Genomic DNA, 25,275 nt, shown 5'->3' with positions numbered 1-25,275 from the left:
CGATCGGCTGACCGAGGTCGCCACCTTAAGTCAGGTTGGGAGGTTGTTCAGTGTGCCAGCGCACTTGGGCCGGACGGCGGGTGCAAGCCGTCATGCCTCGTCGCGCGCGGCCGACGCCGGGCGGGCGGCATCGAGCGCGCCGCGGCGCGGTGCGGCGCCGGCCGGCGAGCGGCTCGACGGCGTCAGCGCGTAGCCGGCGTCGATACCCGCCGTCTCGACGAGCCGGTAGCTCGCCCAGGCCAGCGCCAGCGCCGGGGGCACGGTCAGCACCATGTACACCCCCAGCGGGCCGCCCGTCAGGCCATTTGCTTTGCAGTACCAATAAATCAGGTAAAGCGGCACACCGTGCAGCAAATACAGCGAATAGCTGATTCGACCGATCCAGGCGAACACGCGCGCCCGGATGCGGATCACGGTGGCGAACAGCAGGAACGCGAGGATTCCGAACAGATAGCCGATCGACGCCGAAACGTGCACGAAATCGCGATGCAGCAGGTCGATGCCGGCCATCAACACGGCAATGCCGACCACGGCGGCCGTCACGGCAACAAACGCCGCGCGATACGACAGCGAAACCCTCCGCCAGAACAAGCCGAAGCTCACGGCGGCGCGCGGGGTGTCGTAAGCCTGCCGGAAGCAGGCGCCCCAGAACATGATCGCGAGGTGATACAGCATGCCCTTGTATTGGCCGAGCGCATCGGCGGGAATCAGCTTCAACGCGGAACCGAGCACGAACGCGGCGCACAGGCCGAGGCAGGTCAGGCACAGCGTGCGCATCTGGTGCAGGCCGCCGAGCCAATGCAGCGCCAGGCACAGCACGTAGAACGCCAGCTCGGTTTCGAGCGTCCAGTAATGCGACATGATGGCGTCCCAACCGAATGCGGTGGGGATCATCGACAGGTTCGCGGCCAGCCCCATCGGCGCCATTCGGTGGCCGAACAGCAGCCAATACACGGCATAGCCGATCGGCAGCGACAGCCAGAACGCCGGATACAGGCGAAACACCCGTCGGATCACGAAACGGCGCGTGCCATCGGCCACCGAGCCGCGCAGGCTGTTGGGAATCAGCATGCCGCTGATCCCGAAGAAGATCACCACGCCGATCCGGCCGAAATTGATCGACTGCTGCATCGTGTCGAACACGAATTGCGAGCCGGCGATGGTGCCGTACAGCTCGGCGTAGTGCGTCCACATCACGAGCAGCACGGCGATCGCGCGCATGGCGTCGACATGATCGAGACGGTGCGGGCTGGCGGCGCTGGGCATGAGGGTCGGTAGGAAAGCGAAACGATTTGACGGCGCGCGCTGCCCGACGGGCCGGCGCGGCGATGTTGCCCAAGCATGCTCGGGGCATCGTGGCGATCCATCGGTGCGCCGTCGCACATTGGCGAACGCGGGGCAGTGTGCGAGATCGTACGGTGCGCACCGGGCGCGAATTGCCTAATGCGCAGACCGACGTCAACCCCGGAGAGCCACGCCCGATGAGCCAGACGATCAAGGAGTCGCACACGCGCGCCACGGACCCGGACCGGCCGCGCGCCGCGCTCATGCGCGGCGCGGATCACGAGCTTCGCGACCGGTCGAGCCGATCCGGCCGGGGCGGGCGGTTCGCCATCAACGGCAAGTTCGCCTCGCAGCGCATGACCGGCGTGCAGCGGGTGGGCTACGAACTGGCCATGGCGTTCGCGCGCCTGTTTCCATCAGGCAGGCGCCCGGCCTTGCTGCTGCCCGCGAACGCGCAGGATGGCGTGGTGTTTCCGGCCGAGCAGATTGTGGCGGCACGCCTGAGCGGCTCGCTGTGGGAACAATTCGGACTGCCATGGGCCGTGGGCGAGCGCGTGCTGTTGAGCCTGTGCAATATCGGCCCGTTGTTCGCCCGACGGCAGGTGCTGATGGTGCACGACGTGGCCGTGTACGACCTGCCCGGGAATTACTCCTGGAAATACCGGCTCTGGTATCGCTTCGCCTACGCGATCCTGAAGCGCACCGCCCACCATATCGTGACCGTGTCGGAGTTCTCGAAGCACCGCATCATGGCCCGGCTGAACATTCCCGCGTCGCGTATTTCGGTGGTCCACAACGGCGTGGATCATTTCGACCGGATCGTGCCCGATGCCGGCATCCTGTCGCGGCTGAACCTGCGCGCCGACCACTACGTGCTGATCGTCGGCAGCCTGTCGGTCGGCAAGAACCTGGCGCGCGTGCTGGCGGCCATCGCGCTGCTCGACGGCGGGCACGACTGGCAGTTCGTGGTGGTGGGCGGGTTCGACCTGCGGGTGTTCAACGCGAAGGAGAAAGCCGATATCTCGCTGTCGAACGACGTGGTGATGGCCGGCTTCGTGTCCGACGGCGAATTGAAGGCGCTGTACGAGCACGCTGGCTGCTTCCTGTTTCCTTCGCTCTACGAAGGTTTCGGCCTGCCGCCGCTGGAGGCCATGTCGTGCGGCTGCCCAGTGATCGCCTCGCGCGAGGCCGCGCTGCCGGAAGTGTGCGGCAACGCCGCGCTGTATTGCGACGCGCGCTCGGTCGAGGACATCGCCGCCAAGGTCGTGCAGATGATGACCGACCCCGAGACGCGCGACACCTTGCGCGCACGCGGCCGCGCGCGCGCCGCCGATTTCCGTTGGGACGTGGCCGCGTGCCGGCTGCTCGACATCGTCGAACGCGAGCTGCCGGCGAGGCAGTGAGCGGCTGGCGGCCGGCAGCCGCCGGTCAGGCCGCGTCCGCCTGCTGCAACGTGCCAATCGCGTCGGCCAGCGCGTCGATGCTTTCGAACATCTCGTAGGTCAGCATCGCGTCGGGAACCTGAATGTCGAATGCGCGTTCGATTTCCAGAAGCAACTGCACCGACGTCAACGACGTCAGGCCGACCGCGTAAAGGTCGGTGCGGTCGGTCACGGCGTCGACCGGCACGTCGAGGCAGTTCAGGTCGGCGATGATGTTTCGGACTACGTGCTGCGTGTTGTTCATGAAGTCACTCCATGGCGATGCCGGAACGGCAAAACAGCAGAAGGAATACCTCGTCGCGCGCGGCCTGATCACTCAACGCCACAGCACCCGGCGCACCGGCTCGGGCCACGCGCCGGGATCGAAGCCGTGGTGCCGGAACAGGCCCAGCGCCAGGCGCTCCAGCCCGAACCCGCAACAGCCGGTGTGGGCCGTGTCGCCGGTGGCCGTCTCGATCTTCCAGAGTTCGCCGAAGCGGTCGAGGTGGTAGTTGAAGCTGCCGCAGGCGGTGGGCTTGTCCGGGTTGATGCCGTCGACGAGCAGTTCGAACTTCAGCGCGCGTTGGCGCTGGCTGTTCGCCATGAACTTGCCGATGCGGCCGAAGAACGGATCGTTGGCCAGCTCGATCGACCAGGGCAGGCCGAGCGAGCCGATCGCCGCCTTCGCGTAGTCGATCAGGTCCTCGCGAAACGCCTGCACCTGTTCGGCGGTGCCCAGGCACACGAATTCGCGCTGCCGGAACATCAGCATCCGTTCCGGCTCGCGAGACGGTTCATGTCGGCAGCAGTACGAAAAGATGTCGATCAACCGGCCGCCGGCGGGCAGCGGGCCGCGCGCGGCCATGATCGGGTAGACGGGATAGCAGGCCACCGGCGTGACGGCGAGGCGGGTGGGCTTGACGTCTTCGGTCCAGTCTTCCTGCCGGTCGAGGCAGGCCAGCAGGCGTTGATGGCGAACCTCGTCGCCGCTGAAGCAGAACACGCTGCCGATCTGATCGGGGAAATGCTTGAAATAACCGCTTTCTTCAAGAATCGTGCGGTTCATCGCGGGCGGGAAGCGCAACACTTCCACCGATTTGCCGTCGCCCCAGCGGCCGATCAACGCATTCACGCGCTCGACCACCTCCTCGAATACCGCGCTGCGGCCGTACAGGCCGTCCACGCCGGTGGAGATCAACAGGCCCGCCTCGAGCAGATCGTCGAGATAGGTCGGGGCGTCATGGTGCGGCAGTGCGCTTGCGTGGCCGGAGGAACCGGCCGGGACAGCTGACTGGGACATGGCGGACTCCTATGGAAATCGGGCATAGGTCGGCAGCCGGCGTGGCGACGAGCGTGTCGCCGCGACGCGGGCAGGTAGCGCGTGGTCCTTTTCGGTATGGGTTCGACTATCGGTCAGGCCGCGTGCGCCGTTTGTGCGGCGCCGCACGCAAGGGTTAACGCGACACCGGAATCAATCGATTTTCAGCGCCACGTCCGCCTGCTGCGAACCGGACGCCTCGGGCGCGCGCAGCGCATCGCGCAACGCCGCGCGGATCTTGCGGGCAGCCGGCAGCGATGGCCGGGATTCGGCCGCCCCCAATACGGCGGTCAGCAGGCCGCGCCGGAATTCGGCCTTCGAAAAGCGCTCGGCATTGAGACGGCAACTCACCGGTGAGAATCGGCCGAGATTCGCCTCGAAGCGGCCGACGGCCGCCTGGATCGATTCCACCGTCTGCGCCTCGAAGAACAGGCCGGTGGGGTGGGGCTGCGTCTCGTCGATGACGGTTTCGCATGCGCCGCCCTTGCCGAACGCGATCACCGGCGTGCCGCACGCCTGCGCCTCGACCACCGAAATGCCGAAATCCTCTTCCGCCGCGAACACGAAGGCGCGCGCGCGTTGCAGGTGATCCTTCAGGACGGCGAACGGTTGATGGCCGAGGATCGTCACGTTCGGGCCGGCCTTGGCGCGCACCTTGGCCATGTCCGGGCCGTCGCCGATCACCACCAGCCGGCGGTCCGGCATCGCGGCGAACGCCTCGACGATCAGGTCCATGCGCTTGTACGGCACCATTCGCGAAACCGTCACGTAGAACGCTTCCTTTCGTGAGCACGGCTCGAACGCCTCGACGTCGACGGGCGGATGCACCACCACCGAATCGCGCCGGTAGGCCCGCTCGACACGCCGCCCGATGAACCGCGAATTGACGATGAACGTGTCGACGCCGTTCGCGGTACGCACATCCCAGATCCGCAGGTAATGCAGCACCGCGCGCGCGAGAAACGCGCGCAGCCCTTTCGTCAGGCCACTTTCGTTCAGGTACTGGTGCTGCAGATCCCACGCGTAGCGGATCGGCGAATGGATGTAGCTCACGTGCAATTGATCGGGGCCGACCAGCACGCCTTTCGCCACCGCATGCGAACTCGAAATGATCAGGTCGTAGCCGGACAGGTCGAACTGCTCGATCGCCAACGGAAACATCGGAAGGTAGCCGCGATAGCGGCGCTTCGCGAACGGCAGCTTCTGGATGAACGAGGTCTTGACCGGCTTGCCCTTCAGCAACGGGTGATCGGGCATGAAGTTGACGAGGCTGAAGAGATCGGCGTCGGGAAAGCATTCGAGAATCTGCTCGAGGACTTTTTCCGAGCCGCCGTACGTGACCAGCCAATCTTGAATCAGTGCGACCTTCATCGCCGTTCCTCCGTGATCGTTCAGTCCGCGCCAGCACGCCAGAGCCGAGTCGCGGGGATGATTCCGCAGACGCGATGCTATCGGGCGCCGTGGCGTAATTCGGTACGGCGTCGCACAGAGTTTCGGTACTCGGAAAATCAATGCGCGGACATGAACGTCAGGGGAATGACAGTGCGCGATCGCGCATTTTCAGGCCGCGTATCAAATATGAAGCAGATCGAATCAAATCGCGCTTGCCGAAAATCACCGCCTTGCGGCGATCGCACGAGAGGGCTTATCGCGCCCTGCGCCTTGACAATCTTGCATCCGAGCCGGCTTGAGTGCAGCGCAGCATCTTGTGCAATGCGTCGAGGCTGCGGAGCGAGGCCGGAAAGTAGCTCAGATTCGAGACATTTCCGACATAAAACCCCTCACTGTTTAAAACACATTTTAAAAAAACGTTTATAAACAACGACTTGATATTGTTGGCATGGTTATCGCTGTATGAATCTCACCAACGGCAGATGACCGTCGGCAGTTGTCCTGCACCGGAGTGAGGGCTGGTGCGCTGCAAAAAAATGCTTGGCTGTCCTGCTTTCCAGCTTACAGGCCCGAATTACTTCGGTATGTCAAATGACCCAGCGCCAATATTTATGTCCGATGTCATGACCACACAACCTGCAAATCATCTTCTCGCGTCCTTGCCCGCCTCGGATTTCGACGCGCTTGCACCTCATCTTCAACTCGTTCAATTGAAGAGCGGCCAGTTGTTGTCCGATGCCGGGGAAACCGTCAAGAAAGTCTATTTCCCCACCAGTGCCATCATTTCCATGATTTTCCTGATGGCGGACGGCGCCACCGCGGAAGTCGCCGCGGTGGGCAATGAAGGCGTGATCGGCGTGCCCGCCCTGACAGGCGGCTTCACGATGCCGACCCGCATCGAAGTGCGTAGCGGCGGTTACGCCTATGCGATGAATGCGCAATTGTTCAAGCGCGAATTCGATCGCCACGGCTTCGTGCATCAGTTGATGCTCTATTACATCCAGGCGCTGCTCACGCAGGTCGCGCAGAACTCGCTGTGCAACCGTCGCCATCACATCGTCAGGCAGGTCAGCAGTTGGCTGCTGCTCACGCAGGATCGTCTCAAGACTGACGAGCTGGCCGTCACCCAGCAATTGATCGCCTCGATGCTCGGCGTGCGTCGCGAAGGCGTGACGGAGGCCACCGGCAAGCTGCAGGACGCCGGCTTGATCGCGCAGCGGCGCGGCAAGATCACCATCCTCGATCGCGCCGGCCTCGAAGCGTCGGCCTGCGAGTGCTACGGAATCATCAAGGGCGAGTTTCAGCGTCTGCTGCACGCCAGCTCCTCGGCCGAAAGCGCCAGCGACGGCAACGTGCGTCGCATGCATGAGATGCCGTCGAAATCGGCAGGCAGCTATCTCGGGCATCAGATCCGAGCGGCGGCCTATTGAACGCGCGCCGCCCGATCGATTCGCACTGCGTATTGAACTGCGTATTGAAAACGAACACCGACCTAGATCGATTCGTACCTCGTCACGGGATGACCAACATGAAAAGCATCGGCAGGATATTCGCACTGTTGACGTGCTGGGCGGCAGCCGCTTGCACGTTCGCCCCCGGGCCGTATCTCAATCCGGCTCAAATGCAGGAACCGGCGAAAAGCGATGCACCGCCGCCGGTGTACCCGGTGCAGATGATCGACGCCGGCGTCATTACCGGCCAGGTGCAGGCCATGAAATCCGAGCCGCCGGCGCTGCCGCAGGCGCCGGACGGCCCGCAGATCGACTATCGGGTCGGCCAGGGCGACATTCTCGGCATCACCGTGTGGGGGCACCCGGAACTGACCGTGACCGGTGCGGCCGCCACGCCGCTGCCGCCGCTCGACAACACGGGCGGGGGCGGCGTCGGCGCGCCGGGCGTGCAGATCACGCCGGACGGCGCGCGCGTGGCGGCCGACGGCACGATCTATTTCCCGACCGTGGGCCGCGTCGCGGTGGCCGGCAAGACCACCGCGCAGATCAGCGCGATGCTGGTGTCGCGCCTGGCGGGCTACGCCATCAAGCCGCAGCTCGACGTGCGCGTGATCCAGTACCGCAGCCAGCAGATCCAGCTCGCCGGCGAAGTGAAGAACCCGGGCTCGCTGCCGATTACCGACCTGAAGCTCACGGTGCTCGACGCGATCACGCGCTCGGGCGGCTCGCTGGCCGATGCGGATCTGCAACGCGTGCAGCTCACGCGCGGCGGCAAGACCTACCTGCTCGACGTGCAGCGCACGCTCGATCGCGGCGACATTTCGCAGAACGTGGCGCTGGAAACGGGCGACATCGTCTACGTGCCCGATCACAACGCGAGCCGCGTGTTCATGCTGGGAGAAATCTCGAAACCGCAAACCCTGTTCATGGACAAGGGCCGCATGACGCTGGCCGATGCGCTCTCCAATGCGAACGGCATCAACCCGCAAAGTGCGCAGCCGCGGCAGATCCTCGTGATCCGACGCACGTTGAGCGACCCGACCAAGCCGAGCATCTACCGGCTCGACATGACCAAGGTCGATTCGATCCTGCTGTCCACCCAGTTCGACCTGAAGCCGCTCGATGTCGTGTACGTGGGCACCGCGCAGATCGCCCAGGTCAATCGCCTGCTGGAGCAACTGCTGCCGACGGTGACGAGCCTGTATCTGTTCTACGCCGCCACCCGCTAATGCCTGGCCCTGCGCCGCATCCATTCTCAACGAGCAAGGTTTAGAGGAACGACCAACGTGAACAGTCCGAATATGAACGCCCGATATTCCGGAGGCATGCCAGATGACGCGCCGGACGCACTGGGCATGATTCGCGTGTTGCGCGACCATCTGTGGACGGTGGCGGCCATCACGGTTGCCGTGGTGGCGCTGGCCGTGGTGTATATCTGGCTGGCCACGCCGATCTATTCGGCGAGCGCGGTGATCAAGGTCGAGGCGCAGGGCCGCAACGCGCTGGGCTTTGCCGCGGACGGCCAGCAGGTGGTGGTCGGGCAACGGCCGGCGCGCACCGAGGCCGAGATCGGCATGATGCAGAGCCGCTCGGTGCTCGATCCGGTGCTGGCGCAATACGGCTACAACGTGACCGCCTCGCCGCGCGTGCTGCCGTTGCTCGGCATGCTGTCGCACAAGTTCGCGACGCCGGGCGAACTGTCTCATCCGTGGTTCGGTTTGACGTCCTATGCATGGGGCGGCGAGCAGATCGAGGTCGAATCGATGAAGGTGCCGACCCGCTTCGAAAACCGGCGGCTGCGGCTGCGCGCGCTCGAGAACGGCGCCTACGCGCTGCTCGACGGGAACGGCGCGGTGCTGCTGAACGGCAAGGTGGGCGAGCCGGCGCAGGCCGGCGGCGTATCGATCCGGGTCAAGCAGCTCGCGGCGTTGCCGGGCACCGAATTCAACGTCACGGCCTGGAACGGCGTGAATGCGCTGCAACGCTTCGCGCGCAAGCTCAAGATCGTCGAGAAGGGCAGCGATACCGGGCTCGTGCAGATCACCTACGACAGCGACAACCCGGATCTGTCCGCCAACGTCGCCAATTCGATCGCGGCGGGTTATGTCGCGGCGACCATCGCCGCCAGCCGCGCCAACGACAGCCAGACGCTGGATTTCATCAACCGCGAGCTGCCGCGCTTGCGCGACGAACTGCACCAGGCGGAGGCTTCGCTGATGGGCTATCAGGCGTCGGTCGGCTCGCTGCAGCCGACCGCCGAGGCGCAATCGTATCTGCAGGGCGGCATCGATATCGAGCGGCAGATCGCGACGCTGCAACTGCAGCGCACGCAGATGATGCAGAACTTCACGCCCGACAGCCCGCCGATGCAGAACATCAATCAGCAGATCGCGCAGTTGTCGGCGGCCAAGGCGCAGTTCAACGCGCGTTTCGTGCGCATGCCGGCCTCCGAGCGCACCAACGCGGACCTGAGCCGCAACGCCAAGGTGGCCGAATCGATCTATATCGCGATGGTGAACAAGGCCGAGGAACTGACGGTGCGCCGCGCGAGCACCACGGGCGACGTGCATATCGTCGACGATGCGGTGCGGCCGGTCGATCCGGTGTCGCCCAACGGGCCGATCATCCTGCTGGCCAGCCTCGGCCTCGGCCTGATGCTCGGTGTGCTGCTGGTGTTCCTGCGCCACCGCTACCTGACCGGCGTGACCGATACGAAGTTCATCGAGCGCAACCTGCGCATGCCGATGCTGGCCTCGGTGCTCTACAGCGCGCACCAGGCGCGGCTCGATCAGGCGATGCCGAGCAAGCTGGTGTTCGCGCCGCCCAACGCGGCGATCCAGCGCCGCACGCCGCTGCTGTCGTCCAACGTGCGTACCGACGAGCCCGCGCAGCCGGCCGCCTCGCAATACCTGCTGGCGCGCAGCTTCCCGCATGATCCGTCGGTGGAGGCGCTGCGCGGCCTGCGCACGGCCCTGCACCTGCATCTGTACGAGACGGACCGGCCCGACGACGGCGTGATCGTGCTGACCGGCCCCACGCCCGAAACCGGCAAGAGCTTCATCGCGGCGAACCTCGCCGTGCTGGAGGCCGAAACCCGCAAGCGGGTGCTGCTGGTGGATGCGGACATGCGCTGCGGCCGGGCGGCGTCGTTCTTCAGCAAGCCGAACGCGGGCGGCCTGGCCGAACTATTGGCAGGACGCCTGAGCATCGATCAGGCGATCCAGCCGTCGGGCGTGCCGGGCCTGTCGCTCGTGTCGTGCGGCAAATACCCGCCGAACCCGTCCGAACTGCTGATGATGCCGGGCTTCAGGTCGCTGCTCGACGAGTTCAAGCGGCGCTTCGACCTGGTGATCATCGACACGCCGCCGCTGCTGGCCGTGAGCGATGCGGCGATCGTCGCGAACAGCGCCGGCAAGACCGTGATGGTGCTGCGCTCGGGCTCGCATACCGAAGCCGAGATCGAGGAAACGCTTACCCAGCTCGACCGTGCCGGCGCCTGGACGGTGGGCGCCATCTTCAACGTGGTGCCGTTGCGGCGCAGCGAGCGGCGCAGCTACGGCTATACCTCCGCGTATCTCGAACACAACCAGATGGCGACGTGATCCGTGCGCGACGGGCCGTGTCGGCGTGCCGCCGGCAGGGCCCGAGAGTGTGGGGCGACGTACTGAATCAATATCGCGATCGAGTGTTCAATAGACCTGAACAATAGAGCCGTGGGCGGCATGTCGGCGATACGGTCGGTCGATATCGGGATCATCAGGAGTGCGTCAATGAAGTGGCAACTGGCGAGTATTCAACAGGGAGGGTGGGCGCGTATGCACAGCGGGCGTGATCGGGCTGTCGGCAAGCATCGGGGCGTGGCCGGTCGCGCGCCGTTTTTATGTCTACCGTGGTTGACCGACGCCTTCACCTGGAGCACGCCGACATGGCAATCCAAGTGACCGCAACGGCCTTACCCGAAGTCAAGCTGATCGAACCGGCGGTGTTCGGCGACCGGCGCGGCTTCTTCTTCGAAAGCTTCAACGCGCGCGAATTCGAGGAATCCGTGGCCCAGGGCTTCGAATTCGTGCAGGACAATCACTCGCGCTCGTCGCGCGGCGTGCTGCGCGGCCTGCATTATCAGATCGTGCATCCGCAGGGCAAGCTCGTGAGGGTGACCGCGGGCGAGGTGTTCGACGTTGCCGTCGACCTCAGGCTCAGTTCTCCTAACTTTGGTAAATGGGTGGGCGTGCGGCTCAGTGCCCGCAACCATCGGCAGCTCTGGATTCCACCGGGCTTCGCGCATGGCTTCATCGTGCTGTCGGTGGCGGCGGAGTTCGTCTACAAGGTGACCGATTACTGGTTCCCCGAATACGAACGCAGCCTGCTGTGGAGCGACCCGATGATCAATATCGACTGGCCGATCGAATACCCGCCGGTGCTGGCGGCGAAGGATGCCGAAGGCAAGCCGCTGTTCGAGGCCGAGTGCTACCCGTGATGCGCCGCACGGCCACGGCACGAACGGCGTGGCCAACGCATCGCAGGGACCATCCAGCGCCCGCCTGTCATTTTGCATTCCGAATCGATCGTCGTGCCTGTCTCAATCATGAACCGGGCAGTGTGCGAGCCCGTACATTCCCGCCGGTTGTCCACCACTAAATTGGCTTCGTTGCGTGCAGTGCAGCATGACTTACGGGCAGCGTCCGCTGTCGATGGGCATCGCGGGTTCGTCTGTCGCGATCCGAATCATCCCGTCTCTTATCGCCTACCAAGATGCTCAAACGCAGCCTGATTTCGAACTATGCAGGTCAGATCGTGACGGTCGTGCTCGGCATGGTCATGGTGCCGGTGTATGTGCATCATCTCGGCGTCGAGGCGTATGGCCTGATCGCGTTCAATGCCGTGCTGCTTGCCTGGGTGCAATTGCTGGATCTCGGCCTGTCGCCCACCTTGTGCCGCGAACTGGCCCGCGCCACCGACGATGGCTCGAAAGCCGAGGTGCGCGTGTTGTTGCAATCGCTCGAGAAATTCGTGGCGGGCATGTGCGCCGTGCTGGTCGTGCTGTCGATCTTCGGCGCGCCGTTCTTCGCCACCGGCTGGCTCAAGGCGAAGACGCTGCCCGCGCACGACATCGCGCTGGCCTTCGTGCTGATGATGCTGACGGTATCGGCGCGCTGGCTGTCGTCGCTGTATCGCGGCGGCATGGTGGGTATCGACCGGCAGGCGACGCTGAACACGGTGATCGTGATCTTCTCGGTGATTCGCGCCGTGCTGGTGGTGCCGCTGATCGCGATCTGGCCGCGCGTGGACGTGTTCTTCCTGTGGCAACTGGCGGCGATCGTCGGCGAGGCGCTGACCATGCGCCTGCTGCTCGGCCGCGCGATCGGCGCGCCGGTGCTGTCGCGCACGTTTTCACGGGTGGTGCTGGCGGCCCGCGCCAGGCTCTCGCTGTCGATCGCGTTCTCGGCGCTGATGTGGGCCACCTCCACGCAGGCCGACAAGATCATCCTGTCCAAGGTATTGCCGCTGTCCGCGTTCGGCGTGTTCAGCATGGCGACGCTGCTGGCCAGCGGCATCCTGCTGCTCGCCAGCCCGATCCAGCAGGCGTTCACGCCGCGCTTCACGGCCGACAGCGCGCGCAACCGCGGCTCGCTCGAATCGAGCTATTTCCTCGCCAGCGAGATCCTGATGATCGCGGTGATTCCGGTCGCGATGCTGTTCGCCAGCGTGCCCGACCTGGTGTTCAAGCTGTGGGCGATGTCCCTGCCGGTGAATCCCGACGCCATGACCGTGCTGCGCTGCTATGCGATCGGCAACGGCTGCTCGGCCATCGCGGGCTTGTCGTTCCTGATCCAGTACGCGGACGGCGACCTCTCGCTGCATATCAAGGGCAACCTCGGCTTCGTCGCGATCCTGGTGCCGGCGGTGCTGATCGGCGCGCTGCATTACGGCGCGGTGGGCGCGGCCTATGCGTGGCTCGCCATCAACCTTGCGCAACTGTTTCTGTGGGTCGCCGTGGTTCACCGCAAGTTCCTGCCCGGCATCAATGCGGCCTGGTATCGCGGCCTGCTGATACGGGTGGTGGCGGCCAGTGCGCTGGGCGTGGCGTTTCATTACACCCAGTTCCCGCCGGTCAACCGCTTCGCGCTGCTGATGATCGTGGCGAGCATGTGGCTGCTGATGGTGGGCGCGACGATTGCCGTCTCGCCGATTTCGCAGCGCAAGGCCCGCGATCTGGCCCGCCGCTTCGCCTTGAATTGAGGAGCAAGACATGGAGATTCAACCCGTGAAGCCGCCGGTCATCTCGGTCGTGGTGCTGTGCTACAACCTCGAACGCTATATCGGCCCGTGCCTCGACAGCATCCTGAGCCAGGAAATCGGCGTGCCGTTCGATATCGTGATCGGCGACGACGGCTCGGTGGACGGCTCGCTCGCCATCATCGAAAGCTTTCGCGCGCGGTATCCCGAGATCATCAAGCTGGTTGCGCACGAAACCAATGTCGGCTATTCGCGCAACCTGGCCGATGCGATGGCGCAGGCGAGCGGCGAGTACATCGCCACCGTGGACGGCGACGACATGGTGCTGCCCGGCAAGCTCGCGCATCAATACACCTTCCTCGAAACGCAGCGCGAATTCGGCATGGTGGCGCACAAGATGCGCACGGTCGACGCATTGACCGGCGAGCCGGTGGATTTCGCGCTCGCCCGCGACAAGCCTGCCGTGTTCGACGCCGAATACCTGATCGAACACGGGCCGTTCTTCCTGAACAGCTCGGTGATGTTTCGCGGCGCGTTGCGCCGGCGCCATCCGGTCGATCTCGAACTGAAGGTGGTGGCCGACGTGGCGAACCTCGTGCAATGCCTGCATGGCAGCCGGGCCGCGTATCTCGATCAGGAACTGGGCGTGTATCGCGTCAACCCGAAGGGCTTCACCTCGACGGTGATCCTCAACCCGGCACGCCACGAAACCAATATCCAGGACCTGATGCGCACCTGCAACATGGCCGAGGCGCTCGGCATGAAGCGTGATGTGGTCGATCGCGGCCGGGCAGGCGTGTTGCTGCGCTCGGCGATCCTGTACCTCGAAAGCGGCCTGTACGAGCAGTTCCAGCATTGCATCGGCAGGAGCGCCGAGTTCGCGGATGTCGGCGTCAAGCAGCGCGCCCTGCATGCGCTGCGAAGCCGGCCACGGATGCTGCGCTCGCTGTACGTGTTCGCCAAGCAGATGGCCGGCCGGCCGACGGTGCGCGCATGAGCGTGCTGCCGCGAAGCCTGGCGAGGTTCGGTGAAGCGAACTGGCTCGAACGGATCAACACCGTGAAGCGCGCCTATTTCATGCTCAAGACGCGCCTCTGGTATGCCCATCTGTTCGAGCGGGTGGGCAAGGGCAGCGTGATCTATCAGCCTTATCTGCTCGCGAACGTGCAGCACGCCACGGTGGGCGAACGGGTGCTGATACGCGCCGGCGCGCGCATCGAGCTGGTGGTGGGCGAAACCGGCGTGCCGCCCCGATTGTCGATCGGCAACGACGTGAATATCGAACAGAACGTCCATATCGTGTGCGGGTCCCGCATTGAAATTCAGGATGACGTAACGATTACCGGCGGCTGCGCGATCGTCGACGTCGAGCATCCGTTCGAGGATGTGAACGACCCGGTGCGCATCGGCATGCGGCTGCGCACGCAGGGCAACCGCGTGGTGATCGGCGCTGGCAGCTTTATCGGCTTCAACTCGATGATCTTGCCGAACGTGGTGATTGGACGCAACGCGGTGGTGGGCAGCCACGCCGTCGTGACGCGCGATGTGCCTGACTACTGCGTGGTGGCCGGCAATCCGGCGCGCGTGATCAGGCGATACAACCGGAACACGCAAACCTGGGAGCACTGCAAATCATGAAAGTCCTCATCACCGGCGGCGCCGGCTTCATCGGATCGCACCTCGCCAGACAGCTCGCCAGCCAGAACGCGACCGTCACCGTGCTCGACAACCTCGCGCAACAGATTCACGGCGTGGACCCTTATCAGGAATCGTCGCTGCTGCGCTCGCTCGGCAATTCGGTACGCCTGATCGAAGGCTCGGTATGCGACCGCTCGGTGGTCGAGCGCGCCATGCAGGGCCAGGACGCCGTGGTGCACCTGGCCGCCGAAACCGGCACCGGCCAATCGATGTACGAGGTCGGCCATTACATCGACGTGAACGTGGGCGGCAGCGGCGTGCTGCTCGACGTTCTCGTCAAGAACCGCAGCAACACCGTGCGCAAGTTCGTGGTGGCCTCGTCGCGGGCGATCTACGGCGATGGCAAGTACCGCTCGCCGGCACTCGGCATCGTGTACCCCGATGCACGCGAGGAGCGCGACCTGCTGGCCGGACGCTTCGATTACCTGTGCCCGGAATCGGGCGAGCCGCTCGAATGCCTGCCCACCGACGAGGAATCGAAGATCCATCCGTCGTCGGTGTACGGCATCACGAAGTACGACCAGGAACAGATGGTGATGACGGTGTGCCGCTCGATCGGCGTCGGCGCGTCGGCGCTGCGTTATCAGAACGTGTACGGGCCGGGCCAGTCGCTGTCGAATCCGTACACGGGGATTCTGTCGATCTTCTCGACCCGCATCAAGAACGGCAACGAGATCAACGTGTTCGAGGACGGGCAGGAGAGCCGCGATTTCGTGTATGTGGACGACGTGGTGGATGCCACGCAGGCCGCGCTGATGAACCCCGAGGCGGCCGGCCGCGTGTTCGGCATCGGCTCGGGCCGCCGCACCGCCGTGATCGACGTGGCGCGCCGGCTCAACGAACTGTATGGCAGCCAGGTGCCGATCAACGTGACCGGCGCATTCCGCCTGGGCGACATCCGCCACAACTACGCCGATCTCACGCGCGCCCGCGAATTTCTCGGCTTCGAGCCGAAGGTGCACTTCGACGAAGGCATCGCGCGTTTCGCCGCCTGGGTGGAGGGGCAGGAGGTCAAGCAGGACAACTACGAGCAGAGCATCGTCGAGATGCAATCCAAGGGGCTGTACCAGGCCAGTCGGGCCGTGGCGTGAGCGGGGAGGGTGGGGCAATGGGCAATGGACGTGTGAAGCCGCTCGGCAAGCCGGGCGCGAAGCCGCTGGTGGGCGTGGTGACGGTGCTGTATCACTCCGACGACGTGCTGCCGGATTTCTTCGACAGCCTCGCGGCGCAGGCCGGCGTGGCGATCAAGCTCTACGTGATCGACAACAGCGCGAGCGACAGCGGCAGCATCCTGTCGCGCGAACTGGCGAGCCGGGCGGGCCTGACCGCGCAGGTGGTGTTCAACGACGCCAACGTGGGCGTGGCGCGCGGCAACAACCAGGGCATCGCGATGGCGCTGGCCGACGGTTGCGACTACGTGCTGCTGGCCAACAACGACGTGGAGTTTCGCCACCCCGATACGGTGGCCAGCCTGATCCGGCCGATCGAGGACGGCCCGGACACGCTCGCGACGTTTCCGAAGATCCTCTATCACGGCACCAACCGGATCTGGTGCGCGGGCGGCACGATCTCGCGCATGAAGGCCACCACCGCGCATATCGGCGATGGCGACGAGGACGTCGGGCAGTTCGATCACCCGGGCGAATCCGAATACGCGCCCACCTGCTTCATGGCGCTGCACAAGAGCGTGTTCGCGCGCGTCGGCATGATGGACGAGAAGTATTTCGTCTATTACGACGACACCGATTTCGTGTGGCGCATGAATCAGGCCGGCATACACCTGTGGTACGTGCCGAGTTCGCTGGTTGCGCACAAGGTCAGCTTCTCGACCGGCGGCGGCGAAAGCCCGTTCAGCCTGTTCTATTGCACGCGCAACCGTTTGTACTTCAGCCGCAAGAACCTGGGCTTTCCGTATTCGCTGCTGGCGCAGACCTATTCGGTCGCGGCGATGCTCGTGAAGTGCGCGCGCTTCACCTCCGACGGCCGGCGCAGCGTGTTCCGGGGCATCGCCGAAGGCATGCGGCTGCGCGGCGCGCCGGGGCCGGGCTGAACCACGAATCGAGATCGGGCCAGACGGATGGCCAGCCAATCGATACGGAGTGCGATGCAATGAGGCACGCACGCCAAGCCAACGGGGCGGGAACGAGCGATGCGTAAGGGAATCATTCTGGCGGGCGGATCGGGCACGCGCCTCTATCCGATCACGCATGCGGTATCGAAGCAGCTCTTGCCGGTGTACGACAAGCCGATGATCTATTACCCGCTGTGCACGCTGATGGTGGCCGGCATTCGCGAGGTGCTGGTGATTTCCACGCCGCGCGACCTGCCGTGCTTCATCGCCTTGCTCGGCGACGGCAGCCGCTGGGGCATGCATATCCAATATGCCGAACAACCGTCGCCCGACGGGCTCGCGCAGGCGTTCGTGATCGGGCGCGCGTTCGTCGATGGCCAGCCGTCGGCGCTGATCCTCGGCGACAACATTTTCTACGGCCACGATCAGGTCGCCCAACTCGAAGCCGCGGACCGGCGCACGCAGGGTGCCACCGTGTTCGCTTATCACGTACGCGACCCCGAGCGCTACGGCGTGGTCGAGTTCGACCCGCAGTTCCGCGCCTTGTCGATCGAGGAGAAGCCCGAGGTGCCGCGCTCGAACTACGCCGTCACGGGCCTGTATTTCTACGACAGCGAGGTGTGCGACATCGCCGCCGGGATTCGCCCGTCGGCGCGCGGCGAACTGGAAATCACCGACGTCAATCGGCGCTATCTCGAACGCGAGCGCCTGCAGGTCGAAATCATGGGGCGCGGCTATGCGTGGTTCGACACCGGCACGCACGATTCGCTGACCGAAGCGGCCAACTTCGTTGCCACCTTGCAGAAGCGTCAGGGCCTGATGGTGGCCTGCCCGGAGGAGGTGGCGTACCGCCGCAACTGGATCGATGCCGGCCAGCTCGAACGGCTCGCCACGCCGCTGAAGAAAAACGCCTACGGCAAGTATCTGATCAACCTGATCGAAGACGGCGTCGCATGAGCGATAACCGGCTTCTGTGCGAAGCCGAACCGAGTATCGGGCGGGCCGCACTTAGGATTAACCCGAGCACGGCGCTTGCCGCGACTTCAACGAGTTCGGAATCCGAATGATTGCGGTGGACGTTCACCAGAACAGCGATGCCAACATCAATACGAGGACAGGTCACGTGAGCTCAATCATCAGTCTCGACAGTCTGTCGGAACGGCACATCGAACTGCGCCCGTTTCCGGCCTTGACGATCAAGGTGGCGCTGGCGGCCACCGATGTGATCGGTTTCGCCGTGGCCCTGCTGATCACCACCAACGTGCTCGGCACGTTCCAGAGCGATCCGCAGATCAGCCTCTGGAAAGCGATCAGCCAGCAGCCGATGGTGGTGTACATGCTGCTGTCGTTCGGCGGCACGCTGTGGTTCTGGCTGCGCGTGCGGCACTACGGGCTGCGCCGGCCGTTCGGGCGCGAGTTGCGCGAGGTGTTCGAGGCGCTGGTGGTGCTCGCGATCCTGCATCTCGCGCTGACCACGCTGACCAAGGGCATGTTCTCGCGCGGCTGGTGGGCGATGACCTGGAGCGGCGCGTTCGTGCTGGTGCCAACGTTCCGGCTGGTGACGAAGAAGGTGCTCGACATGGCGCACCTGTGGAAGCGCCCGACGCTGATCGTCGGCTGCGGCGAGTCGGCGCTCGAAGCGCAGCGCCTGATGTCGGCGCAGTTGTATCTGGGTGCGGACGTGGTGGCCTACGTGGCGCCCGATGGCCGGGCCGACACGGCATTCGTCGGCGACGTGCCGGTACTGAAGGGCTTGTCCGCCGCCACGCTCAAGGCCTTGCCCGGCGCGCAGGTGGTGATCGCGCTGGAGCCGGAGGACAAGGAGCTGCGCAACGCGTGGATTCGCGACCTGACCGAAAGCGGCATTCGCGACCTGACCGTGATGGCGCCGATGCGCGGCGTGCCGCTCTGCAAGACCGACGTGTCCTACTTCTTCGGCCATGAAGTGATGATGCTGCGCGTGCAGAACAACCTCACGCGATTCTCTGCCAAGGTGCTCAAGCGGGCATTCGACGTGACGGCGGGCGGCCTGCTGATGCTGATGCTGCTGCCGATTTTCGCCATCCTGACGATTTTGGTGGCGAAGGACGGCGGCTCGGCGTTCTTCGGCCACACGCGCATCGGCCAGAACGGCAGGAAGTTCAAGTGCTACAAGTTCCGCTCGATGGTGCTCGACGCCGACAAGGTGCTCAAGGAGTTGCTCGCGAACGACCCGGTGGCGCGCGCCGAATGGGACAAGGATTTCAAGCTCAAGCACGACGTGCGCGTCACGCGCATCGGCTCGGTGCTGCGCAAGACCAGCCTCGACGAGTTGCCGCAATTGTGGAACGTGCTGCGCGGCGACATGAGCCTGGTCGGGCCGCGCCCGGTGGTGGAAAAGGAAATCGAGCGCTATGGCGCCGATGCCGCCTACTACCTGCTGGCCAAGCCGGGCATGACGGGCCTCTGGCAGGTCAGTGGCCGCAACGACACCGATTACGCGCGCCGCGTGTTCCTCGACGCCTGGTACGTGCGCAATTGGTCGCTGCGCAGCGATATCGCGATCCTGTTCAAGACGATCGGCGTGGTGCTCCATCGCGACGGCGCCTACTGACCGCCGGCCAGCCGGCTCGGGACCGCCAGCCAGCCAGCCAGCCGGCTCGGCCGCGGCCGTCTTCTGCAGTCCGGAACATTCAACCGATGTGGGAAACCCCGCCATGCTGAAAGTCACCAAAGCCGTATTCCCGGTCGCTGGCCTCGGGACGCGGTTCCTGCCGGCCACCAAGGCCAGCCCGAAGGAAATGCTGCCGATCGTCGACAAGCCGCTGATTCAATATGCGGTGGAGGAAGCGGTGGCGGCCGGCATCACCGAGCTGATCTTCGTGACGGGCCGCAGCAAGCGCGCGATCGAGGATCACTTCGACAAATCCTACGAGATCGAGGCCGAGCTGGAGGCGCGCAACAAGCACAAGCTGCTCGACATCGTCCGCAACATCAAGCCGGCCAACGTGGATTGCTTCTACGTGCGCCAGGCCACCGCGCTCGGGCTCGGCCATGCCGTGCTGTGCGCCGAGAAGCTGATAGGCGACAGCCCGTTCGTGGTGATCCTGGCCGACGACCTGCTGCACGGCCCGACGCCCGTGGTGAAGCAACTGATCGAGATGTTCGATCACTATCACAGCTCGGTGGTGGGCGTCGAAACCATCGCGCGCGAGGAAAGCGCCGCGTACGGCGTGGTGGACGGCCGCCTGTGGGGCGACAACGTGATCAAGCTGTCCGGCATCGTCGAGAAGCCTGCGCCGGCCGATGCGCCGTCGAATTTCGGCGTGGTGGGCCGCTATGTGCTGATGCCGACGATCTTCCGCCATATCCGCGCGTTGCAGCCCGGCGCCGGCGGCGAACTGCAACTGACCGACGCGCTGCAATCGCTGCTGACCGAGGAGCAGGTGCTGGCCTACCGGTATCACGGCACGCGTTTCGATTGCGGCAGCAAGCTCGGCTATTTGAAGGCAACGGTCGAATTTGCGCTGCGTCACCCCGAGGTCAAGGCGGAATTCGAGGCCTACCTGCAGCAATTCCTGCAAGCCCAACCGGCCGTGGCCCTGTCCTGACGGCCGTTGCATCGGATTCGTCGGAAGATTCCCCCCGCACCGGGCGGCCCGCGCCGGCCGGTGCGCGTCCCCGTTTGATCTCGCGCTTATCGGCGCGGCCCACGCGTGCGCTACACTCCCTGCCTTGAAAACTGAATCGCTAGAGAAACTGAATGAGACGGATCGGCGTGTATGTCGACGCAAGCAATATCGGGATGAACGGCGGCCACGGCATGCGCTATGAAGCGCTGCGCGAGCTGGCGTGCCGCGCGGAAGGCTTCGCGCAACGTCTGAACGTGTATATCGCCTACGACCTGCAGCGTGCCGAGCAGTCGCCGGAATACAGCGCGAAGGCGCTCGGTTATCAGTCGGCGCTGCGCGACCAGGGCTTCCGTGTCACGGTCAAGCACGTCAAGCATTTCACCGACGACGAAGGCAACGAGGTGTCGAAGTCGAACGCCGATCTCGACATGGCCGTCGACGTGCTGATGGAATCCGAACGGCTCGACACCGTGATGCTGGTCACCGGCGACGGCGATTTCGTTCAGGTGGTGCGCGCGTTGCAGAGCAAGGGCTGCCGCGTGGAGATCCTCGGCTTTGGCAATGTGTCGCGCGAGCTGCGTGATGCGGCCGATCAATACATCAACGGCTATCTGGTGCCGGGGCTGTTGTCGACCGACAGCTCGCCCGATCCGCGTGCGCGCTGGGGCAGCATCGGCAGCCGCGTGCGCGGCGCGTGCAACCGCTTCGATCATCAGGAAGGGCGCGGCTTCCTCAATTTCTGGCCCGAGATGCCGCGTGCGTCGATCGTGACGGCCAGCGAAACCAAGGGCGCGTATTTCCGCACGGCGTCGCTGGTGGACCCGCAGATCATCTCGAAGCTGCCGTCGCGCCAGTATGTGTTCGAGTTCGACCTGGTCGAGCCGGCCAAGCCGGATGGCTTGCCGGAGGCAAAGCGGATCGTGCTGGTGAATTGAGCGGCGGGCTCAGGCTCGCCGCCTGCCGTCCGTCACTCCGCCTCCCGCAATCTTCGCATCACGCAATCTTCGCCACCCGCGCGCCGCCTTCGCTCGCCATCGCTTCGCGCACACAGGCCGCGAACGCCAGCGCCGCCGGCTGCGCCTCGGCCGGCGGCGCGGGTGTTCGCAGGCAAATCGCGAACGGCGGCAACACCGGCAAGCCGGCCGCATGCGGCGCGAGCGTTTCGAGATCGGCCGGCACCGTCGACACGAGCCACGCCGTCACGGCCAGCCCCGCGCGAACCGTGGCGGCGGTGGCCTCGATGCTGCCGCTCTCGAACACCGTGCGCCAGGCGATCGCCCGCTCGGCCAGCGCGCCGAGCACCCAGGGGCGGAACGCGCAGCGCTCGTCCACCATCGACAGCGGCAACGGCCGCTTCTGCCATGCGTCGCTGCCGCGGCCCGTCACCCACACCAATGGTTCGATGCGGATCACTTCGCCGGCAGCCTCGCTCGCGACCGATTCGACCAGCGCCACGTCCACCCGGCCTGCATCCAGCGCGTCGCCCAGCTCGGCCGACGCCGCGCACACCAGCGACAATTCCACCTGCGGATGCGCTTCGGCGAACGCCTTCATGGCCGGCGCGAGCGGCGTGACGAGATCGAACGGCACGCCCACTCGAAGGCTGCCGCGCAACGCATCGGCTTGCATGTCGGCCCAGATTTCGTCGTTGAGGTGCAGCAATTGGCGCGCCTTGACCAGAAACGTCTCGCCCTGACGCGACAGCGCGAGCTTGCGCGTCTGGCGCACGAACAGCAGGCAGCCGAGCCCATCCTCCAGGCGCTTGACCTGCTGGCTCACGGCGCCTTGCGTCATGTGCAGCCGGTTCGCGGCGACGGTCATGCCGCCGCTGTCCGCAACGGCCACAAAGGTGCGGATCAGGTCGAGATCGAGGTTTCGGGTCATCGACGCATTATGCGGCGTAATGCATCGCATCAAAATTATTGGTTTTCCTGATGGATGGCGGCTCGGTACAGTCATCGCTTTCGATCGACGGGATTCGTACCGATGGCTGCCTCTTACGCTCCGCTGTTTCTGTTCGTCGTGGTGGCGACCGTCACGCCCGGCGGCGCCACCACCCTGGCCACGGCGTCCGGCGCGCGCTTCGGCTTCCTGCGCTCGATTCCGCTGATGCTGGGGATCGCGCTTGGGCTGGCGTCGCTCGCCGCATTCGCCGCGCTCGGGCTGGCCAGCGTGCTGCTGGCGATGCCGGCGCTGCAAACGGCGGTCAAGGCGATTGGTTCGGCCTATCTGCTGTGGCTCGCCTGGCGCATCGCGCGCAGCGGCCCGATGAACGCGGGCGAGGGGCCGGCGCAGCCGATCACGCTCGTCAATGGCGCGCTGCTGCTGTGGCTCAATCCGAAAAGCTGGGCGATGACGGTGGGCGCGGCGGCATCGTTCGCACTGCTGGCGAACACCCCCGGCGGGCTCGCGCTGCTGCTGGCGGTGTCGTTCGCCGTGGCGGCGAGCGCATCGCTGGCGCTGTGGTGCTCGCTCGGGGCGCTGCTGGCGCGCGTGTTCCGCACGCCGCGTCAGTGGCGTGCGCTCAATCTGGTGCTGGGGGCACTGCTGGCGGGGTCGGTGGTGCTGACCTGGCGATGAGGATGCCGAACCGTTTCGCTCCGTTTCCCGTGAAAGTCCGTCAATCCTCGTGGGTGCTGCCTGCGAGCAGCAGGTCGATATAGTCGTTCGCCACCCGCAACGCCGATTTCGTGTCGAACGGCTGGCCGGCCGTCGCGCCGCGCAACCACAGGCCGTCGATGATCGCGGCGAGGCCGGTGGCTGCACGCCGGGCGGCCGCCACCGGCAGCGCGTGCTTGAACTCGGCGCACAGGTTCGAATAAAGCCGCCGCGTATTCAATCGCTGCAACCGGCCCAGCGTGGGCTGGTGCATGCTCTCCGCCCAGAACGCGAGCCATGTCTTCATGACGGGCGAGCTGACCTGCGACACATCGAAATTCGCCGCGACGATGGCGCGCAACCGTGCGCGCGGCTCGGCGCGCGCCGCGAGGCGGCGGCGCTGCGTGGCCGTCCACAGGTCATGCAGGATGTGGCGCATGGTGGCTTCCAGCAGGCCGTCCTTGCCGCCGAAATAATGGCTGACGATCCCGGTCGAGATATTGGCGCGCTGCGCGACCAGCGCGAGCGTGGTGCCGGACAAACCTTCGTGCTCGATGGTCTGCAAGGTCGCATCGATCAATTGCGCGCGCCGCACTTCGCGGATTCCGATTTTTGGCATGGCGATCCGCCTGGGTTCTCGAACAGGCGCCAATCTTATGCGGACATTGAATCCCGAACAATGGGCAATGCCGATGCGACGGCGCGGCAAGCGGCGCATGCCACGGCGGCAGGTTCGACACGGGCCGATCCGGCGCTTGCCTCGCGCCAACGTGAAGCGGGTTTCGATCGGGGCGCCATCGCGCTACGATTCCGATGCCGCGCCTGGCGGGGCGCACCGCCCGGGCCAAGGCGCGGGCCGTGCGCCATGCCGGTTCGATTTCCGAAAGTTGAAGATACGTTCAATAAAAGACCTTATTGCACAAGGCTTTCAGAAAAACAGTGAAGTCGCATTTGGAAAAGCTTTTGTCGCAAAACCTCGGCTGCGCCGAATTGATTCCACGAATGATTCGATACATGGGATTTGCACCGCGCAGGCCGCCACGGGCTCGGCGCGAGCCAACCCGCGGCAGGTTGCCGGGAAGCCGGCTCCCTCATGCCGATAACCTCCAATACGTACGGGAGTCCTTCATGTTGATGCGATTCAAGCAATTCAAGGCAGCCGGCGCCGTTCAGGCGTTGAGCGCGGTGTCGTTGATGGGCGCGCTGGCCGCGCCGGCCCAGGCGGCCGACCCGGCGGCGTGCTCCGCCGTGCGCTTCGCCGATGTCGGCTGGACCGACATCGCCGCCACCACCGGCCTCGCATCGAGCGTGCTGGCCGGCCTCGGCTACAAGCCGACCAAGACGATCGCCTCGGTGCCGATCACGTTCGCCGGCGTCAAGAGCGGGCAGATCGACGTGTTCCTCGGCTACTGGTCGCCCACCATGGACCCGATCGTCGCGCCGTTCGTGCAGGCGCATTCGTTCACGGTGCTGCCCACGCCGAACCTGACCGGGGCGAAATACACGCTGGCCGTGCCCGATTACGAATATGCGGCGGGGCTGCGCTCGTTCGCCGACATCGCCAAGTTCGCGGACAAGCTCCAGGGCCATATCTACGGCATCGAGCCGGGCAACGACGGCAACCGCCTGATCGAGAAGATGATCGGCAGCAACCAGTTCGGCCTGGGCAAGTTCAAGCTGGTGGAATCGAGCGAGGCCGGCATGCTGGTGCAGGTCAATCGCGCGGTGCGCGAGAAGCAGTGGGTGGTGTTCCTCGGCTGGGAACCGCATCCGATGAACGTGCAGATGAAGATCAACTATCTGAGCGGCGGCGACGACGTGTTCGGCCCGAACTTCGGCGAGGCGAAGGTGATGACGGTCGAGCCGACCAACTACGCCGCGCGCTGCCCGAACGTGGCGAAGTTCGTGTCGAACCTGCAATTCACGACCGACATCGAGAACCACGTGATGCTGCCGATCACCAACAAGGTTTCGCCCGACAAGGCCGCCACCGATTGGCTCAAGGCCAACCCCGGCGTGCTCGACAAATGGCTGGCCGGCGTGACCACGCTGGACGGCAAGCCGGGCCTGCCGGCCGTCAAGGCCTACCTCGCGGCGCACTGAACGCCACCGCGCAGTGGGCGGGGCCGTTGCACCGCGCAGGCGGGCGGCGCGCGGCACCGATCGCATCGACCTGACGCCGCCGTCGCGCGGC

The 25,275-nt window shown here is 65.2% G+C and carries 21 protein-coding genes and 1 pseudogene; 16 read left to right on the top strand and 6 right to left on the bottom strand.

What is annotated here, in order from left to right; translation table 11 throughout:
* Window positions 1–90 precede the first annotated feature (90 nt).
* Window positions 91–1,266, bottom strand: a complete 1,176-nt coding sequence (locus AB4851_RS26230) for an acyltransferase family protein (protein WP_414449416.1) — start codon at window positions 1,264–1,266, stop codon at window positions 91–93.
* A gap of 281 nt (window positions 1,267–1,547) precedes the next feature.
* Here AB4851_RS26230 and AB4851_RS26225 point away from each other — a divergent pair, with 281 nt between their 5' ends.
* Window positions 1,548–2,687, top strand: coding sequence for a glycosyltransferase family 4 protein (locus AB4851_RS26225; protein ID WP_414451953.1), 1,140 nt, complete (start codon window positions 1,548–1,550; stop codon window positions 2,685–2,687).
* 25 nt (window positions 2,688–2,712) lie between these two features.
* On the opposite strand, the gene AB4851_RS26220 is transcribed toward AB4851_RS26225, so the two are convergent.
* From AB4851_RS26220 to AB4851_RS26210, 3 genes and pseudogenes are all read right to left on the bottom strand, one after another.
* A complete protein-coding gene (locus AB4851_RS26220; RefSeq protein ID WP_414449415.1) occupies window positions 2,713–2,970 on the bottom strand; it encodes an acyl carrier protein in 258 nt (85 codons plus the stop codon).
* A gap of 72 nt (window positions 2,971–3,042) precedes the next feature.
* On the bottom strand, window positions 3,043–4,005 hold the full coding sequence (locus AB4851_RS26215; RefSeq protein WP_414449414.1) for an amino acid--[acyl-carrier-protein] ligase: 963 nt from the start codon (window positions 4,003–4,005) through the stop codon (window positions 3,043–3,045).
* A 195-nt stretch (window positions 4,006–4,200) separates the two neighbouring features.
* A pseudogene (locus tag AB4851_RS26210) lies at window positions 4,201–5,436 on the bottom strand (glycosyltransferase family 4 protein); the annotation flags it as partial.
* 602 nt (window positions 5,437–6,038) lie between these two features.
* Between AB4851_RS26210 and AB4851_RS26205 the strand changes: the two are divergent.
* The 13 genes from AB4851_RS26205 (at window position 6,039) to AB4851_RS26145 (ending at window position 21,418) form a co-directional block, all read left to right on the top strand.
* Window positions 6,039–6,845, top strand: a complete 807-nt coding sequence (locus AB4851_RS26205; protein ID WP_414445583.1) for a Crp/Fnr family transcriptional regulator — start codon at window positions 6,039–6,041, stop codon at window positions 6,843–6,845.
* A gap of 242 nt (window positions 6,846–7,087) precedes the next feature.
* Window positions 7,088–8,095 (top strand): polysaccharide biosynthesis/export family protein, encoded by a 1,008-nt coding sequence (locus AB4851_RS26200; protein WP_414451952.1) that lies wholly within the window; start codon window positions 7,088–7,090, stop codon window positions 8,093–8,095.
* A gap of 96 nt (window positions 8,096–8,191) precedes the next feature.
* Window positions 8,192–10,468 (top strand): polysaccharide biosynthesis tyrosine autokinase, encoded by a 2,277-nt coding sequence (locus tag AB4851_RS26195; RefSeq protein ID WP_414449413.1) that lies wholly within the window; start codon window positions 8,192–8,194, stop codon window positions 10,466–10,468.
* A 323-nt stretch (window positions 10,469–10,791) separates the two neighbouring features.
* Window positions 10,792–11,343, top strand: coding sequence for a dTDP-4-dehydrorhamnose 3,5-epimerase (gene rfbC / locus AB4851_RS26190; RefSeq protein WP_414445167.1), 552 nt, complete (start codon window positions 10,792–10,794; stop codon window positions 11,341–11,343).
* 275 nt (window positions 11,344–11,618) lie between these two features.
* A complete protein-coding gene (locus AB4851_RS26185; protein WP_414445168.1) occupies window positions 11,619–13,106 on the top strand; it encodes a lipopolysaccharide biosynthesis protein in 1,488 nt (495 codons plus the stop codon).
* A 10-nt stretch (window positions 13,107–13,116) separates the two neighbouring features.
* Window positions 13,117–14,100 (top strand): glycosyltransferase family 2 protein, encoded by a 984-nt coding sequence (locus tag AB4851_RS26180; protein ID WP_414449412.1) that lies wholly within the window; start codon window positions 13,117–13,119, stop codon window positions 14,098–14,100.
* A complete protein-coding gene (locus AB4851_RS26175; protein WP_414449411.1) occupies window positions 14,097–14,741 on the top strand; it encodes an acyltransferase in 645 nt (214 codons plus the stop codon). The genes AB4851_RS26180 and AB4851_RS26175 overlap by 4 nt, the downstream gene beginning before the upstream one ends.
* On the top strand, window positions 14,738–15,892 hold the full coding sequence (locus AB4851_RS26170) for an NAD-dependent epimerase/dehydratase family protein (RefSeq protein ID WP_414449410.1): 1,155 nt from the start codon (window positions 14,738–14,740) through the stop codon (window positions 15,890–15,892). The genes AB4851_RS26175 and AB4851_RS26170 overlap by 4 nt, the downstream gene beginning before the upstream one ends.
* Before the next feature lie 17 nt (window positions 15,893–15,909).
* On the top strand, window positions 15,910–16,851 hold the full coding sequence (locus AB4851_RS26165; RefSeq protein WP_414449409.1) for a glycosyltransferase family 2 protein: 942 nt from the start codon (window positions 15,910–15,912) through the stop codon (window positions 16,849–16,851).
* A gap of 99 nt (window positions 16,852–16,950) precedes the next feature.
* The gene (rfbA, locus tag AB4851_RS26160; protein ID WP_414449408.1) at window positions 16,951–17,829 is read left to right on the top strand and encodes a glucose-1-phosphate thymidylyltransferase RfbA; all 879 of its coding nucleotides are present in this window, start codon (window positions 16,951–16,953) and stop codon (window positions 17,827–17,829) included.
* A 232-nt stretch (window positions 17,830–18,061) separates the two neighbouring features.
* The gene (gene wbaP / locus AB4851_RS26155) at window positions 18,062–19,465 is read left to right on the top strand and encodes an undecaprenyl-phosphate galactose phosphotransferase WbaP (protein ID WP_414451951.1); all 1,404 of its coding nucleotides are present in this window, start codon (window positions 18,062–18,064) and stop codon (window positions 19,463–19,465) included.
* A gap of 103 nt (window positions 19,466–19,568) precedes the next feature.
* Window positions 19,569–20,462 (top strand): UTP--glucose-1-phosphate uridylyltransferase GalU, encoded by an 894-nt coding sequence (galU, locus tag AB4851_RS26150; RefSeq protein WP_414449407.1) that lies wholly within the window; start codon window positions 19,569–19,571, stop codon window positions 20,460–20,462.
* Between the two features lie 152 nt (window positions 20,463–20,614).
* Entirely contained in the window at window positions 20,615–21,418 is an 804-nt protein-coding gene (locus tag AB4851_RS26145; protein ID WP_414449406.1) for an NYN domain-containing protein, read from the top strand.
* Window positions 21,419–21,476: 58 nt separating this feature from the next.
* Here AB4851_RS26145 and AB4851_RS26140 read toward each other — a convergent pair whose 3' ends face one another.
* On the bottom strand, window positions 21,477–22,367 hold the full coding sequence (locus tag AB4851_RS26140) for a LysR substrate-binding domain-containing protein (RefSeq protein ID WP_414449405.1): 891 nt from the start codon (window positions 22,365–22,367) through the stop codon (window positions 21,477–21,479).
* A gap of 102 nt (window positions 22,368–22,469) precedes the next feature.
* Here AB4851_RS26140 and AB4851_RS26135 point away from each other — a divergent pair, with 102 nt between their 5' ends.
* Window positions 22,470–23,063 carry a LysE family translocator gene (locus tag AB4851_RS26135; RefSeq protein ID WP_414449404.1) on the top strand — a complete coding sequence of 198 codons (594 nt, stop codon included), beginning with the start codon at window positions 22,470–22,472 and terminating at the stop codon, window positions 23,061–23,063.
* Between the two features lie 40 nt (window positions 23,064–23,103).
* On the opposite strand, the gene betI is transcribed toward AB4851_RS26135, so the two are convergent.
* Complete coding sequence (gene betI / locus AB4851_RS26130) at window positions 23,104–23,700, bottom strand: transcriptional regulator BetI (RefSeq protein WP_414451950.1); 597 nt, start codon at window positions 23,698–23,700, stop codon at window positions 23,104–23,106.
* A gap of 575 nt (window positions 23,701–24,275) precedes the next feature.
* Between betI and AB4851_RS26125 the strand changes: the two genes are divergently transcribed.
* Window positions 24,276–25,184 carry a choline ABC transporter substrate-binding protein gene (locus AB4851_RS26125; RefSeq protein WP_414445585.1) on the top strand — a complete coding sequence of 303 codons (909 nt, stop codon included), beginning with the start codon at window positions 24,276–24,278 and terminating at the stop codon, window positions 25,182–25,184.
* The last annotated feature ends 91 nt before the right edge of the window (window positions 25,185–25,275 follow it).

Source organism: Burkholderia sp. 22PA0099 (assembly GCF_047497165.1).
Taxonomy (GTDB): Bacteria; Pseudomonadota; Gammaproteobacteria; order Burkholderiales; family Burkholderiaceae; genus Burkholderia.
The sequence above is the reverse complement of the archived record's forward strand: the minus strand, read 5'-3'. Positions and strand labels throughout refer to the sequence as shown.

What these genes read in the sequence shown, in the direction of transcription:
- galU (WP_414449407.1), top strand. Translation starts at nt 19,569, where the DNA reads ATGCTGAAAGTCACCAAAGCCGTATTCCCGGTCGCTGGCCTCGGGACG.
- AB4851_RS26200 (WP_414451952.1), top strand. Translation starts at nt 7,088, where the DNA reads ATGATCGACGCCGGCGTCATTACCGGCCAGGTGCAGGCCATGAAATCC.
- AB4851_RS26185 (WP_414445168.1), top strand. Translation starts at nt 11,619, where the DNA reads ATGCTCAAACGCAGCCTGATTTCGAACTATGCAGGTCAGATCGTGACG.
- AB4851_RS26175 (WP_414449411.1), top strand. Translation starts at nt 14,097, where the DNA reads ATGAGCGTGCTGCCGCGAAGCCTGGCGAGGTTCGGTGAAGCGAACTGG.
- rfbC (WP_414445167.1), top strand. Translation starts at nt 10,792, where the DNA reads ATGGCAATCCAAGTGACCGCAACGGCCTTACCCGAAGTCAAGCTGATC.
- AB4851_RS26125 (WP_414445585.1), top strand. Translation starts at nt 24,276, where the DNA reads ATGGGCGCGCTGGCCGCGCCGGCCCAGGCGGCCGACCCGGCGGCGTGC.
- AB4851_RS26225 (WP_414451953.1), top strand. Translation starts at nt 1,548, where the DNA reads ATGCGCGGCGCGGATCACGAGCTTCGCGACCGGTCGAGCCGATCCGGC.
- AB4851_RS26145 (WP_414449406.1), top strand. Translation starts at nt 20,615, where the DNA reads ATGAGACGGATCGGCGTGTATGTCGACGCAAGCAATATCGGGATGAAC.
- AB4851_RS26230 (WP_414449416.1), bottom strand. Translation starts at nt 1,266, where the DNA reads ATGCCCAGCGCCGCCAGCCCGCACCGTCTCGATCATGTCGACGCCATG.
- AB4851_RS26165 (WP_414449409.1), top strand. Translation starts at nt 15,910, where the DNA reads ATGGGCAATGGACGTGTGAAGCCGCTCGGCAAGCCGGGCGCGAAGCCG.
- rfbA (WP_414449408.1), top strand. Translation starts at nt 16,951, where the DNA reads ATGCGTAAGGGAATCATTCTGGCGGGCGGATCGGGCACGCGCCTCTAT.
- AB4851_RS26215 (WP_414449414.1), bottom strand. Translation starts at nt 4,005, where the DNA reads ATGTCCCAGTCAGCTGTCCCGGCCGGTTCCTCCGGCCACGCAAGCGCA.
- AB4851_RS26180 (WP_414449412.1), top strand. Translation starts at nt 13,117, where the DNA reads ATGGAGATTCAACCCGTGAAGCCGCCGGTCATCTCGGTCGTGGTGCTG.
- AB4851_RS26205 (WP_414445583.1), top strand. Translation starts at nt 6,039, where the DNA reads ATGACCACACAACCTGCAAATCATCTTCTCGCGTCCTTGCCCGCCTCG.
- AB4851_RS26170 (WP_414449410.1), top strand. Translation starts at nt 14,738, where the DNA reads ATGAAAGTCCTCATCACCGGCGGCGCCGGCTTCATCGGATCGCACCTC.
- AB4851_RS26135 (WP_414449404.1), top strand. Translation starts at nt 22,470, where the DNA reads ATGGCTGCCTCTTACGCTCCGCTGTTTCTGTTCGTCGTGGTGGCGACC.
- AB4851_RS26140 (WP_414449405.1), bottom strand. Translation starts at nt 22,367, where the DNA reads ATGACCCGAAACCTCGATCTCGACCTGATCCGCACCTTTGTGGCCGTT.
- betI (WP_414451950.1), bottom strand. Translation starts at nt 23,700, where the DNA reads ATGCCAAAAATCGGAATCCGCGAAGTGCGGCGCGCGCAATTGATCGAT.
- AB4851_RS26195 (WP_414449413.1), top strand. Translation starts at nt 8,192, where the DNA reads ATGCCAGATGACGCGCCGGACGCACTGGGCATGATTCGCGTGTTGCGC.
- AB4851_RS26220 (WP_414449415.1), bottom strand. Translation starts at nt 2,970, where the DNA reads ATGAACAACACGCAGCACGTAGTCCGAAACATCATCGCCGACCTGAAC.